11 protein-coding genes are annotated in these 15,789 nt (G+C 68.2%); 1 reads left to right on the top strand and 10 read right to left on the bottom strand.

Annotation, left to right across the window (positions count from 1 at the left end):
- Positions 1-66 precede the first annotated feature (66 nt).
- Genes trpA through trpB form a run of 3 tightly spaced genes read right to left on the bottom strand, consistent with a single transcriptional unit; the run spans position 67 to position 2,781 of the window.
- The gene (trpA, locus tag C1930_RS13725) at positions 67-876 is read right to left on the bottom strand and encodes a tryptophan synthase subunit alpha (protein ID WP_108753701.1); all 810 of its coding nucleotides are present in this window, start codon (positions 874-876) and stop codon (positions 67-69) included.
- A gap of 1 nt (position 877) precedes the next feature.
- Entirely contained in the window at positions 878-1,567 is a 690-nt protein-coding gene (locus C1930_RS13730; protein WP_108771964.1) for a hypothetical protein, read from the bottom strand.
- Positions 1,564-2,781: a tryptophan synthase subunit beta gene (trpB, locus tag C1930_RS13735; RefSeq protein ID WP_108750233.1), complete on the bottom strand. Its 1,218-nt coding sequence runs from the start codon at positions 2,779-2,781 to the stop codon at positions 1,564-1,566. The genes C1930_RS13730 and trpB overlap by 4 nt, the downstream gene beginning before the upstream one ends.
- A gap of 97 nt (positions 2,782-2,878) precedes the next feature.
- Between trpB and C1930_RS13740 the strand changes: the two genes are divergently transcribed.
- A complete protein-coding gene (locus tag C1930_RS13740) occupies positions 2,879-3,763 on the top strand; it encodes a LysR family transcriptional regulator (protein ID WP_108756787.1) in 885 nt (294 codons plus the stop codon).
- Positions 3,764-4,141: 378 nt separating this feature from the next.
- Here C1930_RS13740 and C1930_RS13745 read toward each other — a convergent pair whose 3' ends face one another.
- From C1930_RS13745 to truA, 7 genes are all read right to left on the bottom strand, one after another.
- Entirely contained in the window at positions 4,142-5,251 is a 1,110-nt protein-coding gene (locus C1930_RS13745) for a toxic anion resistance protein (protein ID WP_108753704.1), read from the bottom strand.
- A 44-nt stretch (positions 5,252-5,295) separates the two neighbouring features.
- Positions 5,296-5,997, bottom strand: coding sequence for a hypothetical protein (locus tag C1930_RS13750; RefSeq protein ID WP_108771965.1), 702 nt, complete (start codon positions 5,995-5,997; stop codon positions 5,296-5,298).
- Positions 5,994-11,378 carry a DNA repair ATPase gene (locus C1930_RS13755; protein WP_108771966.1) on the bottom strand — a complete coding sequence of 1,795 codons (5,385 nt, stop codon included), beginning with the start codon at positions 11,376-11,378 and terminating at the stop codon, positions 5,994-5,996. The genes C1930_RS13750 and C1930_RS13755 overlap by 4 nt, the downstream gene beginning before the upstream one ends.
- An 85-nt stretch (positions 11,379-11,463) precedes the next feature.
- Positions 11,464-13,482, bottom strand: coding sequence for a hypothetical protein (locus tag C1930_RS13760; RefSeq protein ID WP_108753707.1), 2,019 nt, complete (start codon positions 13,480-13,482; stop codon positions 11,464-11,466).
- The gene (locus tag C1930_RS13765) at positions 13,479-14,153 is read right to left on the bottom strand and encodes an OB-fold-containig protein (RefSeq protein ID WP_108771967.1); all 675 of its coding nucleotides are present in this window, start codon (positions 14,151-14,153) and stop codon (positions 13,479-13,481) included. The genes C1930_RS13760 and C1930_RS13765 overlap by 4 nt, the downstream gene beginning before the upstream one ends.
- Positions 14,154-14,338: 185 nt before the next feature.
- On the bottom strand, positions 14,339-14,995 hold the full coding sequence (locus C1930_RS13770; RefSeq protein ID WP_108756793.1) for a phosphoribosylanthranilate isomerase: 657 nt from the start codon (positions 14,993-14,995) through the stop codon (positions 14,339-14,341).
- Positions 14,992-15,762 (bottom strand): tRNA pseudouridine(38-40) synthase TruA, encoded by a 771-nt coding sequence (truA, locus tag C1930_RS13775; RefSeq protein ID WP_108771968.1) that lies wholly within the window; start codon positions 15,760-15,762, stop codon positions 14,992-14,994. The genes C1930_RS13770 and truA overlap by 4 nt, the downstream gene beginning before the upstream one ends.
- Between the last annotated feature and the right edge of the window lie 27 nt (positions 15,763-15,789).

Below are 15,789 nucleotides of genomic sequence, written 5' to 3' on the forward strand. Positions count from 1 at the left end.
GAAAAAACCATGCTGTGACGTACGTTTAGCGCGGCAACGCCGTGCGCGCAGCACCGGGCCATGCTGTCAGGCGTCCAGGGCCTGCCGCAGCGGGGCCAGGAACGCATGCGCCTGCTGCGCCGCCTGTTCCGGCGAGGCGGCATCGGCCAACGCTGCCACCAGCGCACTGCCGACCACCACGCCGTCGGCCTGCACGGCCATGGCCGCGGCACTGGCGGCATCCTTGATGCCGAAGCCGGCCACCACCGGCACCGTCGCCCCGGCGCGCAGGGCCTGCAGGCGCGCGCTTGCGGCCTGGCTGTCCAGGCGCTCGGAGGCGCCAGTAACGCCGGCGAAGCTGACGTAATACAGATAGCCGCGTGCCAGCGACAGCAGGGTCTGCGCACGCGCATCGCTGGTGGTGGGCGAGGCCAGCAGCACCAGCGCCAACCCGGCCGCATCGAAGGCCTGCTTCGCCTCGCCGGCCTCTTCCGGCGGCAGGTCGACCAGCAGCACGCCATCCACGCCGGCCTGCACGGCCGCCTGCGCGAACGCCGCGTAACCGTGGATCTCCACCGGGTTCAGGTAGCCCATCAGCACCACCGGCGTCTGCGTGTCACGCTGGCGGAACTCGGCCACTGCCTGCAGTACGTAACGGCTGCCTGCGCCACGCGCCAGCGCGCGTTCCGAGCTGCGCTGGATGGTCGGGCCGTCGGCCATCGGGTCGGAGAACGGCACGCCCAGCTCGATCACATCGGCACCGGCCTCGACCAGCGCATGCATGACCGGCACGGTGGCTTCCAGCGACGGGTCACCGGCGGTAATGAAGGGAATGAGTGCCTTGCGGCCGGCGGCACGCAGGCGGGCAAAGCAGGCATCGATACGTTCAACGGACATTTCAGCTACATCCTTCAATCAATTCAACGGCGCCACTGGCGCCCCAGTACATCCTCGATACCACGCCATCGACGATCTCCACGCGGATCGCCAGGTCCGACCCCGGGTCCTGCCAGAGCAGGCTTTCGCCGGCTTCCGCATCGGCCCCGTAAGGCTGGGCGCTGGTGCCGGCGGGCAGCCGCTGCAGGGCCTGCGCACGGGGCATGTCCAGGTGCAGCCCGAACGGGCCGGGCTGCAGCACGACCTGGCCGGAATCATCGATGGGCGCCAGGTCGAAGCGCACCACATCGTCGTCCTGCACCAGCATCGACACCCCTTCGGGCAACAGACCACGCTCGTAGTACTCGCAGCGCCCCTGGGTGGCTTCGTGCAGGCCGGCGGAGTGCCATTCGCTCTCCCCCTGCAGCTCGCTGAAGCGCTGGCCGACCAGCACATCACCGGCATGGTCCAACGCTACGGACACCACCGCAGGTGCTTCGTCTGCGGCCGGCGCGGCGGCGGGTGCGGGAGGGGGTGCGTCATCGATGGGGCGATGCGCCAGGTCGTCATCGTTGCTGGCCGGGTGCTGCGCGGCGGCGATCGCCGCCGGGGTGGCCGCTGCCGGCGCCAGCACCGGCGGCTCGGGTGGCGCGCAGCCGCCCAGGCCGACGGCCAGCGCCAGCACGCCGCCATGGCGCAGCACGCCGTTCACAGCACCAGACCCTCGCGCGCCGCAATGGTGTGCACATCCTTGTCGCCACGACCGGACAGATTGCACAGCACGATCTGGTCGCGCGGGCGCTCGCGCGCCAGCTTGATCGCCTGCGCCAGCGCATGGCTGGATTCCAGTGCCGGCAGGATGCCCTCGGTGTGCGCCAGCAGGTGGAACGCCTGCAGCGCTTCTTCATCGGTGATGCCCAGATAGCGCGCGCGGCCACTGTCGGCCAGGAACGCGTGCTCCGGACCGACGCCGGGGTAATCCAGGCCGGCCGACACCGAATGGGTTTCGATGATCTGGCCATCATCGTCGCACAGCACATAGGTGCGGTTGCCGTGCAGCACGCCCGGGCGGCCGGCAGCGATGGACGCGGCGTGGCGGCCGGTATGGATGCCGTCGCCGGCGGCTTCGGCACCGACGATCTCGACCTGGCGATCGTTGAGGAACGCATGGAACAGGCCGATGGCATTGCTGCCGCCGCCCACGCAGGCGGTGATCGCGTCCGGCAGGCGGCCGTATTCGGCCAGCATCTGCTCGCGCGCCTCGCGGCCGACGATGGCGTTGAAGTCACGCACCATGCGCGGGTACGGATCGGGGCCGGCCACGGTGCCGATGATGTAGAAGGTGTCCTGCACGTTGGTCACCCAGTCGCGCATGGCTTCGTTGAGTGCATCCTTCAGCGTGGCCGAACCGGAGGTGACCGGCACCACCGTGGCGCCCAGCAGCTTCATGCGGTAGACGTTGATCTTCTGCCGCTCGATGTCGGTGGCCCCCATGTAGACCACGCATTCAAGGCCCAGGCGCGCGGCGACGGTGGCACTGGCCACGCCGTGCTGGCCGGCACCGGTCTCGGCGATGATGCGCTTCTTGCCCATGCGAGCAGCCAGCAGCGCCTGGCCGATGGTGTTGTTGATCTTGTGCGCGCCGGTGTGGTTCAGGTCTTCGCGCTTGAGCAGGATCTGCGCACCGCCGACGTGGTCGCTCAGGCGCTGGGCGTGGTAGATCGGGCTGGGCCGGCCCACGTAATGGGCCAGATCGCGGTCGTAGGCACGCTGGAATTCCGGGTCCTGGCGGGCCTGGTCGTAGGCCTGGGCCAGTTCCTGCAGCGGGCCGACCAGGGTTTCGGCAACGAAACTGCCGCCGTAGCGGCCGAAGTGGCCCTGGGCATCCGGGAAGGCGTGGTAGTCGGCAATGGGGGAGGCAGACATGGAAGCGACCGCTGGTTCGAGACAGGTGGATACTCTAGCGCACGGATCCTGACCGGAATATCGATATTATCTGGCGTGTACCGTCAGGAAATCTCACATGAGCACCTCCCTGCTGCCGCCGCTCAACGCCCTGCGCGCCTTCGAAGCCACCGCCCGCCTGGGCGGGGTGGGCCGCGCTGCGCAGGCCCTGCATGTGACCCATGGCGCGGTGAGCCGGCAGTTGAAACTGCTGGAAGACCACCTGGGTCTGGCGCTGTTCCAGCGCTCCGGGCGCGGGCTGCGCCTGACCGAGGCCGGGCAGCGCCTGCAGGCGGCGTGCGGGGAGGCGTTTGCCGGCATCGAACGCTGCGTGCGCGAACTGCGCCGGCCCGCCGCCTCCCCTGCCCTGGTACTCGGCTGCAGCGGCAGCGTGCTGGCGCGCTGGATGATTCCACGGCTGCCCGCGCTGCAGGCGGCGCTGCCCGGGGTGAACCTGCAATGGTCGGCGCTGGACGGGGCCTTCACCGAGGCACAGGCGGCACTGGACGCGGTGCTGCTGCTGGCCGAGGGGCCCTGGCCGCGCGGCTGGCAGGTACGCGAACTGGCGCCGGAACGGGTGGGTGTGGTGGTGGCGCCTTCGCACCCGGCCGCGCAGCGCCTGCGCCATGCCGCGCCGTCGGCCCTGCTGCTCGAACGCGTGCTGCACACCCATTCGCGCCCGCAGGCGTGGCCGGGCTGGGCGCGGTCACATGGGCTGGATGCGGACCAGTTGCAGTTCGGCACCGGCTTCGAACATCTGTATTACCTGCTGGAAGCAGCGGTGGCTGGGCTGGGCCCGGCGATCGCGCCGGAACCGCTGGTAGCCGAAGACCTGGCCGCCGGGCGACTGATTGCCCCGTGGGGGTTCTCAGCAACCGGCGGGTTCTGGGTGCTGGCCTGGCCGGACGGTCCAGTTGACCCGCGCGTGGAAGCGCTGGCCGAGTGGGCCATGCAGCAGCTGTAGCGTCGAGCGCGCGCGACTGCTCCAGATCGTAGAGTCGAGCTTGCTCGACTGCTCCAGATCGTAGAGTCGAGCTTGCTCGACTGCTCCAGATCGTAGAGTCGAGCTTGCTCGACTGCTCCAGATCGTAGAGTCGAGCTTGCTCGACTGGAGCGAAGGCAGAGCCAAGGCAGTCGAGCATGCTCGACTCTACGGCGACGGTAGTCGAGCGAGCTCGACTCTACGGCCAAGGCAGTCGAGCAAGCTCGACTCTACGACCCAAGCAGTCGAGCGAGTTCGACCGTAGGGCGCGGTCGCAGTCGAACGAGGTCGACGGTAGAGCGCGGCCGCAGTCGAGCGAATTCGACGGTAGAGCGCGACGGCAGTCGAGCGGGCTCGACGTCAGGGCGCGGTCGGCGCGGCCAGGCGCTGCTGCAGGTCTTCGCGCAGGCGCGACAGTTCCACTTCGGCCTGCTGGCGCTGCTGCATGCCTTCGCGATGGATGCTGCGCACTTCTTCCACGGTGGCGATCAACTGGTCGTGTACGTGGCGCAGGGTGGCCACATCGATCACCCCACGCTGGTTGCTGCGCGCGGTATCCACCGAGGCCTGGCGCAGCAGATCGGCATTGCGGCGCATCAGCTCGTTGGTGGCATCGTCGATCGAGGTGGCCAGTTCGGCCGCGTTCTTCTGTTCGCCCAGCGAGAGCTGGATCGCGAACTGGCGCTTCCACGAAGGAATGGTGATCTCGCGCACCGTGTTGAACTTCTCGATCAGCTGCAGCGCGTTGGCCTGGATCAGGCGGATCATCGGCAGCGACTGGTCGGCGGCATGCTGCATCAGCAGCAGGTCGGACACGCGCTTTTCGATCAGGCGGATCGCGTTGTCGATCTCGCTCTGGCGGATGCGCTGCTGCGGGTCGTCAGTGCCCTGCCCGGCCAGCTGTTCGGCCTGCAGCTCGGCCAGCCGCTGCTTGCCGGCGGCGGCGTACAGGCCCAACGCATGGCGTTCTTCGCGCACGATGTCGTGCATGCGGTCAAACTCGCCCACGCGCTTGCCCATCAGCGTCTGCTGCGCGCCGACATCGCCCAGCAGCTGTTCAATCTGCGCATTGGTGTCGCTGAACTTCTGCACCAGCTCGCCCTTGGACGCACGCAGGCGGTCGATCAGGCCGCCGATGATCGGCACCTTTGATCGCTGGGCGAAGCCATCCAGCTTCAGGCTGCGCGCGATGCGCACGACTTCGCCCAGTTTCTCGCCACTGGCATCCAGATCGCGGTTGCGCACCTGGTCCAGCAGCTGGCTGGAGAACGCCGCGGTGCGGGTGGCGGCTTCACGACCGAACACCTGCAGGTTGCCGGGGCGCAGGTCGTCCAGTTCCTGGCGGATCTGCGCGATGCGCGGCAGGTCGTCCGCCACCAGGCCCAGGGCCTGCAGCGTGCTTTCATCGATCGTGGCGGGGGTGGCGGCGCTCGGCACGAGGCCGCCGTTGATGTGGCTGTCCTGGGTCATCGGGCAGTCTCCTTGCAGATGGGTAAGCGGCAGCGGCGGCCGGCTCAGCGCAGTCTAGCCTGAGCGGCGGCCACTTCGTGGTCGATCTGTGCCTGCAGGTCGGCGGCCTGTGCGGCCTGCGCGGCACGGGCCTGGGCCTGGCCGGCCAGTGCGGCCTGCCGCCAGGCCGGCAGCAGGGTGTCGTGGATGTGGGCAAATCGCTGCAGCAGCGCCTGGTCCTGCTCGTTCAACAGTTGCCATTGCCCTGCATCCAGCGCGCGCAGGGCCGACAGGCGCTGCAGGTGGTCCACGCGCGCGGCCAGCCCGGCCTGCGCGTGTGCGGGCAGCGTCGCCAGCAATGGCTGCGCGGCATCGGCCCAGTGCTGCAGTGCCTGTGCAGCGGTCTGGGCGTGGGCGATGGCGGCCTGGCGCTGCTGCAGGTGCCCCTGCAGGCGCTGCGCCTGTTCGCGCGCCTGCAGCACCAGCACCCCCAATTGCGACTGCAGTGCCTGCGCCTGCGCCTGGCGGGTGACGTCGCGGCCCAGCAACCTGCCCCACCAGCTTTCCTGGCGTCGCAGCCGCGCCGGATCGGCGCCCTGTACCGCCAGTGCGATGCGCGCCAGCGCCTGCACCAGGCCGTGTGCATCACCGACGGCGAGTATCGGCTCGCCGGCCTGCAGCGCACGCAGCAGCGGCGCGCCATAGTCGGCCAGCGCCGTGGCATCGGCGCTGGCCGGCAACTGCGGCGTGGGCAGGGGCTGGCTCACGGCAGCGGCGGTGGCCGCGGCGTATCGTCGGCACCGCTTTCCGGTGGCAGCGATTCACCATAGAAGTGGCGCATCAGGGCTTCGTCCAACGCGCGTTCTTCCGGCGTGGACGCGCGGCGTACGCGCGGGCGCCGGCGCAGGTCGGCCACCGGTTCGGCCTGCACCTGCTGCCGCGCCCAGCCGGCAAAGGCCGCCAGGGTCTGCGACAGCTGCACCTGCTGTTCCTGCGAGGACACCAGTACCTGCAGCAGCGGTGCCAGACCGGCCTGCAGGTCTTCGGCCAGCGGTGCGGCCTGCACCACGGCCGGCGCGGCCGTTGGCGCGTTGGTTGGCGCAGGCGCGGGGCGCGCCTCGGCCAGGCGGTGCAGCGCCTCCAGCAATGCTGGCCACGGTGCCGGATCGGCGGGCGCCGCCGGGGCCTGCGCGGGCGCTGGCGGCGGCAGCTGCAGCGCGCTGGCGATGTCGGCCAACTGCGCCACCACCCGCCCACCCACATCCCCTTCGTCGGCGCCCATGGCCTTGTTGCGCAGGAAATCGCGCTTGATCTGCGCCCAGCGCTGCGCCTGCGCGTCATCCAGCACGCCACGCAGTTCGGCCAGCTTCAACAGGTTCTCCTCGGCACCGGTGGTCAGCAGCTGCGCCTCGCCCAGGTAATGGTCGGAAACCAGCTGCTGCAGCTCGTCCTCGTTCATCACCGGCGAAATCTTCTCGGCCAGCTTGTTCATGTTGCGGTAGCTGCCCTGCAGCCGGAACGGCGGCTCGGTCCGGTAGCGATCATCCTGCGCGGCACTGGCGATGTACTGCTGGTTGACCCGGTAGACCACGTCGCGCACCCGCAGCATGCGCTGCAGGGTGGCGGTGATCTCGTTCACCTCGGCCCCGCTGTAGGCATGGCTGAGACCGTTGGTGGACACGTCCTTGCCCATTGCCCGATCAACCAGCAGGTACAGATCGGCCATGTCGCGCGTGGCCAGCGGCGCCAGCACCGGGTTGGAGGTGAGGCTGTTCTCGATGTAGCTCAGGGTGAACGCCGCTTCCATGCCACCCAGCACATCGCCCAGGTTGTAGATGTCGGCGCGGTTGGCCAGCATGTCCGGAATCTTGAACACTTCGCCGGACTCGGTGTACGGGTTGCCGGCCATCACCACGCAGAACTTCTTGCCGCGCATGTCATAAGTGCGCGTCCTGCCACGCCACACGCCTTCGATGCGGCGCGTGCCATCGCACAGTGAAATGAACTTCTGCAGGAACTCGGGATGGGTGTGCTGGATGTCATCGACATACAGCATGGTGTTGTTGCCCATTTCCAGCGCCAGGTTCAGCTTTTCCAGTTCCTGCCGCGAGGTGGCGTCGGGCGCCTGCTGCGGGTCCAGCGAACGCACCTCATGGCCCAGCGCCGGACCGTTGATCTTCATGAAGACCAGGCCCAGGCGGTGCGCCACGTATTCCATCAACGTGGTCTTGCCGTAGCCGGGGGGCGAAATCATCATCAGCAGGCCCATCAGGTCGCTGCGCTTGTTCTCGCCCACCGTGCCCATCTGCTTGGCCAGGTTGTCGCCGATCACGCCCAGGTAGACGTCGTTGATGAGCTTGTTGCGCACGAACGAGGACAGCGGCCGCGGCTTGAACTCAGACAGGCGCAGGGTGTCGCGTTCGCGGGTGATGATGCCCTGGCGCACGCTCTGGTAGGCGTGGAAGGACGGCACGAAGCGCTGCAGGTGGTGCTGCAGGCGCGACTGGAAATCGTCCAGGGTCAGCACCAGGGTGCCGCCGTGGATGCGCGGATGCTCGCCCAGCAGCCCCTTCACTTCGGCGCGCAGGATGGCCTCGCTGGCACGCGTGCGCAGTTGCCGCTGTACCAGCAGCAGTGCCGCGGCTTCGTCGACGTAACCGGCATGCGCGGACTGCGCCGGCAGCCCGGCCAAGGCACGCAGCCACTGCCCGGCCAATGCCCAGCGCGTGGCCAGCGGGTCCTGGCTGCGCTGCAGCGCGCGCTCGAACGCATCGCGCTGGCCGGCCTGCTCCAACTGTTGGGACAACGCGTCCAGCAGGGCCTGGGCGTGGCGGCTGATGCTGAACACCGGCTCGCCATTGTGCAGCTCATCGGCCAGGTAGGCCGCGGCATCGGCGGCCATGTCGGCGTCGAACGGAAGGCCGTGTGCCTGTGCGTGGTCATGCAGGGCCTGCGCCATTTCCGCGCGCAGCGCCAGCCGCCCTTCGTCCGAACCGAACAGACGGGCAATGGTGTCGGCGCCGGCCTGGCGGCTGGGCCACTGCGCCACGGTGTCCTCGCGCTGCTGCGCAGCCCAGAACAACAGGGCCAGCGCGCGCACGCGCGGCGCATGCCGCAACGGCCCGGCCGCCTGCTGCAGCGGCAGCAGCGCACGCAGGATCAGTGCGGCATCGTGGTCGTGGATGCCGCGTTCGTAGCCTTCGCGGTAGCGCGGCGCTGCGAACGCGCGCACACGCTGGTCCAGCGCATCCGGTTCGGCAGCATCGTGCAGCAGCTGCGGCAGATCCAGGCCGTCGCGCCCTTCTTCGGCGGCGCGCAGCAGGCAACCGGCCAGGTATTCGCCGCGGTAGATCGCGTCGGATTCCGAATCCAGGGTGACCGGCCAGAACGGCTTGAGCGCGTCCAGTTCCGGGTCGTGCAGGGTCTCCAGGAAGTCGGTGCCGGTGAGATGGATGGCCAGCGTGTCGCCGCGCGGCAGCAGGGTCAGGTCCAATGCCTGGGTGTTCACGCTGAAGCGATGGCGCGGCCCCAGCCGCACCACATTGCCGCCGGCTTCGTACAGATCGCTGCGGTCACGCAACTGGCGCACGGCCTGGTCGCGCACGCCCTTCAGGCGCGCCTCGATATCGTCGGCCTTCACATTGTCGCGCAGCGCACGCAGGCGCTCGGCCAGTTCGCGCAGCTTGAGGATCAGCGAGTCGCCGGCGAAGAAGGCATTCAGTTCGTCGGCACTGGCGAAGCGCTCGGTGCGCTTGGCCAGGCCGTCGAGGATGCGGTTGGCCGCATCGAGCACCGAGCGCGCCTTGCGCTGGCGGTCATCCAGCAGCGCCTGCTTGTGCGTGTCGAAGGCTTCCACCAGCTCTTCGCGCTTGCTCAGGATGTCGCCGAGGAACTGCTCGTGCTCGCCGAACTGGCTTTCCAGTTCTTCCAGCTGCACCAGCAGGCGCGACAGTTGGTCGTCGGCCTTTTCCGGATCGCTGGCCATGGCCAGCGCACTGGTGATCGACTGCGAGAACAGGGCGAACTGCGCGGCGAACTGCGCCACCGATTCGGCACTGCCCAGGGTCTTCCTGCGCTGTTCGGCACGCGCGCGGGCCTGGTTCAAGCGGCCATACAGGGTGGAAATGGCTTCCACCACGCGCGTGCGTGCGGTGGCGTCGTCCACCTTCAGGCCCGCCATCAGCTGCGACAGCATGTCCAGGTCGGCGGCCATGTCACGCAGCCCCTGCAACTGTTCGTCCAGCTGGCGCGCACTGGCGGCCTGCTGGGCCGCTTCATCCAGCGCCTGCAGGCGCGCGGCCAGCGGTGCCAGGGCCGCATCGCCGGCAAGGAAGCTGCCGGTAGCCGCACCCACCCGCTCGTGGGCCTGCACCAGTTCGGCGCCCATCGCTTCGATGCGGTCGGTATCGATGTAGCGCAGTTCACGCAGGGTCAGCAGGCGGCCGCGCAGCGCGGTGATCGCGTTCAGCGCCTCAACGAAGGCCTGCACCTCGTTCCAGTTCTCCGGCTGCAGGCGGCCCAGCAGCGCCTTGTAGGCGGCTTCCGCCTCGGCCATGGCCTGCGCCGACTGCTGGCGGATCGACTGTACTTTCTCGTATTCGTCCAGCACCGACTCGCCGGTGGCACTGATCTGCCGCAGCAGGGCCTCGGCGCCGTCGCAGGCCTCGTCACCCAGCCAGTGGTGGGCGTCGAACAGGCGGCGGGTATCGGCCACCAGGCGTTGGTAGCGCTGCACCGACACGTCCTGGCCGTCGATCTCGCGGGCCAGGTTGAACAGGTTGGAGATGCCACGCACCAGTTCGGCGTTGCCGATGCGGCCCATGAAGGTGTTGCCCGGCGGCCGGCTGGCAGCGAATTCGTCACTGCTGAAGGGCGTCTGCCAGACCTGCATTGGATGGATGCGGGTGGGTTCGGTGCCTTCGGCGTTGAACAGCACCATGCGCCCATCCTGCATGAACGCGTAGCCGTGGCCGAACACCGGGTTCTGCAGCACGCGCTGGATGGTGTTGTACACGAACAGGGCCGAGCGGCCGCCTTCGCGCTCGTAGAAGATGTACAGCACGTCCTCGCCGTTGGGCGAACGGATGCTGCGCTTGAACTGCATGCCGGCCATGGAGGCATCGAAGGCCTTGTGCTCGCCGCCCTGCAGGTAATAGCCGCCGGGGAAGATCACGCCGTGGTCTTCGGGCAGCTGCACGCAGGCCTGCACGATGGCATCGTTGCGCACGATGGCGCCGGTGAGCGTGTTGTAGATCAGGCCGCGCCAGACCGTTTCGCGGTACGGCAGCACCTTCAGCAGCAGCAGCGAGCCGACCCGGGCGAACTCGAACTGCGCATCGTCCAGCGACTGGGTGCTGTCTTCCACCGGCTCGCTGTAGATGCCCTGCCCGGTCTCGGTGTTGTTTTCCACCTTGATGGTGAGGTCGCCACCGGTGGTTTCCACGAACAGGGTGTCGAGGATGTTCAGGTGCGAATGGCGGCCGTTCACCGCCAGGTCGCGGGTGGCCTTGGTCCATTCGAAATCGAACGGCGGCGGCAGGGCGATGTCACGCTCGCCGCGCGCATCGAGGTAGGTCAGTTCGCCATCGCGCGACAGCGCCCAGCGGAACACGCGCACATCGCTGCTGCGTTCGCCGATCTGGAACGAGGCCAGCAGCTTGTCGCCCACCACGATCAGCTGCAGCAGGCGCGCGTGCTTGTAGTAGGCATAGAGTTCGTTGAAGTCGTGCACGAAGCCGGGCTGGTCGAGGAAGCTGCCCTTCAGCTCCAGCGCAGCCACGTCGTAGCCATCGGGACCCTGCACCAGGCGGTACAGACCGAACACATCCTCGATGCGGGTCTGGGTCTTCAGCCCGATGAACACGTTGTAGCCGAACAGCAGGCGATCGGGGCCGACCTGCACGATGTCGCGGCCGACGCAGTTGTTCTCGCTGCGGATGCGGAAGCGACCGACCACCTCCAGGCGGCTGTCGCCGAACTCGGCCAGGCGCTGGCGGTTCAGGGTGTCGGCCAGGGCCTGCAGACGCTGGCCCTGTTCCACCAGGCGGCGGCGCAGCACTTCGTAGGCACCGCCCTGGGCCACGGCCTGGTCGACGGTGTCGGCCGCCGCCGCGGTGGCGCTGTCGGCGGTTGAATTCGTTTCGGACATCAGCAGGCTTCCCGCTCACGGATGGACGGCCGCTGCGGCGGCCATCGTGGACGTGCGGTGGCCAGGACGGCCACCGCACGGTGCATCAACGGGCGCTGTCGACCACGGTGGCCGACACGGTCGGCACCGCGTCGGCGTCCTCGGCGATCTGCCGCGCTGCCGGTTCGGCCACGGCCACGCCCAGGTAGCGCTGCATCAGCTCCTGCACGATCGGGCTCTTGCCGGCGAAGCCTTCGATCGACTTGCCCAGCGAGACCGCCTTGACCAGGTTCTCGAACATGCCGCCGTCGCCGCCGACCAGATCGATGTCGGCGTTGCGCAGGGCGCTGGCGATGACGTTGGCGTTCTCGCGCGAGACTTCCTTGCCTGCCTCGATCGACGCCAACGCCTGCTTCAGGCTGTTGTCCAGCATCATGCGGAACTCTTCGTGGCCACGTGCCTGGTCGCTGAGCGAAGCGATGGCCTCGAACTTGCGCACCAGGCCTTCGGCCTCGGCCAGCAGCTTCTTCTGCACCACGCCGGCTTCGGCATTGCCCAGCGATTCGGTGGCGGTGGCACGGGCCAGGCCCATCTTCTCTTCGCCCTGCGCCTGTGCCTGCAGCGTCTCGGCCAGCACGCGTGCTTCGTTGCTGCCCTGCTTCAGGGTGGCATCGGCCTTGGCCTCGATCACGCGGGCCTCGGCAATGCCGACCTTCTCGATGGCCAGCGCCGAGGCTTCTCGCACCTGCGCTTCGGCCAGGCCCGGCGCGGCCTGTTCGGCGCGGAACGCATCGGCCAGCAGGCGCTTGGCCTCGGCCTGCTTGCCGGCTGCTTCGTGCTCGGCCTGGGCCAGGGTGGTCAGTTCCACCGCGCGGTGCTTGGAGGCGGTTTCGCGCGCCTGCGCTTCCTTCACTTCGCGCACCAGCGCTTCCTGCGCCTTGGCTTCGGCTTCCAGGATCAGCACCTGCTTCTGGCGGTCGGCTTCGGAGACTTCGCGCACTTCCTTGATGCGTTCTTCTTCCTGGGCCACGGTCTTGTCGATGGAGATGCGTTCGCGGGTGATGTTGGCCACGTCCATCTTGCCCTGCTCGACCACCTTGTCACGCTCCACGCCCTGCAGCTGCACTTCGCGGTCGGTGGTGACCTGCTCCAGCTGGCGGGCGCGCTCCACGCGCTCGGCTTCGATGGCCACCGCGCGCTGGCGGTTCTGCTCGGCCACTTCCACTTCGCGCAGGCGGTTCTGGTCGCGGATCTCGATCAGCTGCTGTGCTTCGATACGCGCGTTCTCGGACAGCTGGCGCTGCTCTTCCTGCACCTTGGCCGTCTCGGCTTCCTCGCGTGCACGGATGGTTTCGATCTCGCGCTTCTGCCGCGCCTCGGCCTCGGCCTGCTGGCGCTCCAGGGCCAGCAGTGCTTCGCGCGCTTCCACGTTCTTCTTGGTGATGGCGAGCTTTTCGTTCTGCTCCAGCTCGTTGGTCACCACGTTCTGCGCGGCGGTCAGCTCGGTGATCTTGCGGATGCCCTGCGCGTCGAGGATGTTGAACTGGTCCAGCAGCGCCTTCGGCGTCTGCTCCAGATAATCGATGGCCACGTCTTCCAGCACATAGCCGTTCAGATCGTTGCCGATCACCGCGATGATCTCGTCGCGGAATTCCTGGCGCTTTTCGAACAGTTCGGTGAAGTCGAACTTCTTGCCCACCGTCTTCAGCGCCTCGGAGAACTTGGCGTTGAACAGTTCGTCCACCGCGTGCTTGTCCGAGGCACGGTCGGCACCGATGGCCTTGGCCACGCGCAGCACGTCGGCCTGGGTCTCGTTCACCCGCAGGTAAAAGGCCACGGCGATGTCGGCGCGCATGTTGTCGCGGCAGATCAGGCCTTCCTTGCCGCGGCGGTCGATCTGCAGGGTGATCAGGCTGATGCGCATCAGCTCGGCGCGGTACAGCACCGGAATGATGAGCGCGCCGGTGAAGTGCACCTTGGGCGTGGAGCTCATGTCGTTGACGATCAGGGCCACGCCCTGGTCAACCTTGCGGTAGAACGCCTTGAACAGACCCGCCAGGCCAAGCAGGCCCACCACGACGGTGATCAGGATGATCAGGAACGGGGCCGCGCCACTGAAACTCATGGGTGATTCTCCTTGTTGCCCGGAAGCAGGTTGTCCTGGAAATCGAGGGCGACCGCTTCGGCGCGGACCACCCGGTAGTAATGCTGTTCGGCCACGTGCTCGACCAGCACGATGCGCTCGCCACGCTGCAGTTCGATGTCGCTGCGCACCTGCAGGACCAGCCCGGCACCGCCGTCATCGACCGTGGCGTGGCCGCTGCGTGCGTCCACCCTGGGCGAGGCCACCACGCCGATGCGGCCCAGCAGCGAGGCCTGCGGTACCGGGCGCAGGCGCAGCAGGAAGCGGCGGATCGGGCGCAGCAGCAGGGCGGTGAGCGGCACGGCCGGCAGCGGTGCCAGCAGGGCGACGCCGGTGCCGATGGACCAGCGCAGCAGGTCCGGCAGCGGCAGCAGCAGATAGAGATGGACGAAATAGGTCAGTACCCAGCCGAACAGGGCAAGCAGGGTGACCACCACCATGACCGGCACCCCGCCCAGGCCGAAGCGCTGCAGCAGGGCCGACAGGCCATGCAGATCGGTGCCACCGTCGAGCGCGCCATCGGCGCCGAGATCGCCAAACCCGTCATCGACCAGGCCAAAGGCAGCAAGCCCCCAATACACCAGCGCCACCGACAGCACCACGCTGTACGGCAGGGTCGGGTAACCGAACACTACGGTCAGGAACTCCTGCATCGCTTGCCTTCCAGGGCTGTGGGCGCGATACGCCCGTTCGGACACCGCCGGTGGCGGCCCCGTCGATCCCCGCCGCGGCCCTCATGGCCGCAGCGTTCCCTTTTATCCTATGTGAAGAGGACGTGCAGGGACAAATGTGAAGACGCGGGGCAGCGGCCATTGCGGCCGCCCCCGCCCCGTGGCGGTCAATCCAGCACGGTGCAGTCGGCGCTGCGGACTTCTTCCACGAAGGTGCGCATCTTGTAGCCGTCCTTGATGCCCGGCTCGACTTCGATGCCGCTGGATACGTCCACGCCCCAGGGCAGGGTCGCCAGCACGGCTTCCTTCACGTTCTCCGGGGTCAGGCCGCCGGCCAGCAGGAACGGACGGTGCAGGCCGGTGGGGATGCGCGCCCAGTCGAAGGCCACGCCGGTACCGCCGCCGCCACCGGGCGCATGGCTGTCGAACAGGAAGCCGGCCGCACTGGGGTAACGCAGTTGCAGCGTGCGTGCGTTGACCTCCTCACGACCGCCCATGGCAATGGCCTTCAGATAGGGCATGTTGAAGCTGCGGCAGAAGCTTTCGTCTTCCTCGCCGTGGAACTGCAGCAGGGTCGGTCGCACGGTGCGCAGCACCTCGCGCACCTCTTCCTTGCTGTTGTTGCGGAACAAGGCCACCACATCGACCATCGGCGCGATCGCCTGGCGCATCGCCCGGGCTTCGGCCGGGGCCACGCGGCGGCTGCTTTCACGGGCGAAGATGAACCCCACCGCATCGACGCCCAGTTCACCGGCCAGGCGCACGTCGCCGGCGCGGGTCATGCCACAGAACTTGATGCGGGTGCGGTAGTACGAGCGGCTCATAGAGTGACCTCGGCGGGCAGGTGCCAGTTGTCGGGGTACAGTGGCCCCAGGAACACCAGTCCCTGCGGGGGAGCGGTGGGCCCGGCCACGGTGCGGTCGCGTCCGGCCAGCAGTTCGGCGATCCATTCCACCGGTTTTTCGCCGCTGCCGACCAGGATCAGCGAACCGACGATATTGCGAACCATGTGATGAAGGAATGCATTGCCCTGCACCGCTACCTCGATCACCTCGCCCTGGCGGCTGACCTGCAGCGACTGCAGCTCGCGCCGCGCATGCAGGGCCTGGCACTGCACCGAACGGAAGGCGCTGAAGTCGTTCTCGCCCAGCAGGGCCTGGCCGGCCAGGTGCATCAGGCCAGCATCCAGCGCGCGCCGCTCCCAGCTCAGGGTCTGCCGGTCCAGCGCGGGGCGCACCTCGCGGTTCAGCAGGCGGTAGCGGTAACGCCGTGCCCGGGCCGAAAAGCGGGCGTGGAAATCGTCGGCCACCGGTACGCACCAGCGCACCGCAATGGACCGCGGCAGACGGGTGGTGGTGCCCAGCATCCACGCGCGCGGATCGCGCACGACATCGGTGTCGAAATGGACGACCTGGCACTGGCCGTGTACGCCGGCGTCGGTGCGCCCGGCACAGACCACCTGCAGCGGCGCATCGGCAACCGATGACAGGGCCTGTTCCAGGCTGGCCTGCACGCTGGGACCGCCTTCGCCCAGGTTCTGCCAGCCCCTGAAATCGCTGCCGTCATATTCGACGCCAAGCGCGTAACGCATGTGCTACCTCGATCTTGCCTTGGGGGG

The organism is Stenotrophomonas sp. SAU14A_NAIMI4_8 (genome assembly GCF_003086695.1).
Classification (GTDB): Bacteria; Pseudomonadota; Gammaproteobacteria; order Xanthomonadales; family Xanthomonadaceae; genus Stenotrophomonas.

Coding starts and splice junctions, on each gene's coding strand:
- trpA (WP_108753701.1), bottom strand. CDS start 876: ATGTCCGTTGAACGTATCGATGCCTGCTTTGCCCGCCTGCGTGCCGCC.
- trpB (WP_108750233.1), bottom strand. CDS start 2,781: ATGTCTGCCTCCCCCATTGCCGACTACCACGCCTTCCCGGATGCCCAG.
- C1930_RS13740 (WP_108756787.1), top strand. CDS start 2,879: ATGAGCACCTCCCTGCTGCCGCCGCTCAACGCCCTGCGCGCCTTCGAA.
- C1930_RS13745 (WP_108753704.1), bottom strand. CDS start 5,251: ATGACCCAGGACAGCCACATCAACGGCGGCCTCGTGCCGAGCGCCGCC.
- C1930_RS13755 (WP_108771966.1), bottom strand. CDS start 11,378: ATGTCCGAAACGAATTCAACCGCCGACAGCGCCACCGCGGCGGCGGCC.
- C1930_RS13760 (WP_108753707.1), bottom strand. CDS start 13,482: ATGAGTTTCAGTGGCGCGGCCCCGTTCCTGATCATCCTGATCACCGTC.
- C1930_RS13765 (WP_108771967.1), bottom strand. CDS start 14,153: ATGCAGGAGTTCCTGACCGTAGTGTTCGGTTACCCGACCCTGCCGTAC.
- C1930_RS13770 (WP_108756793.1), bottom strand. CDS start 14,995: ATGAGCCGCTCGTACTACCGCACCCGCATCAAGTTCTGTGGCATGACC.
- truA (WP_108771968.1), bottom strand. CDS start 15,762: ATGCGTTACGCGCTTGGCGTCGAATATGACGGCAGCGATTTCAGGGGC.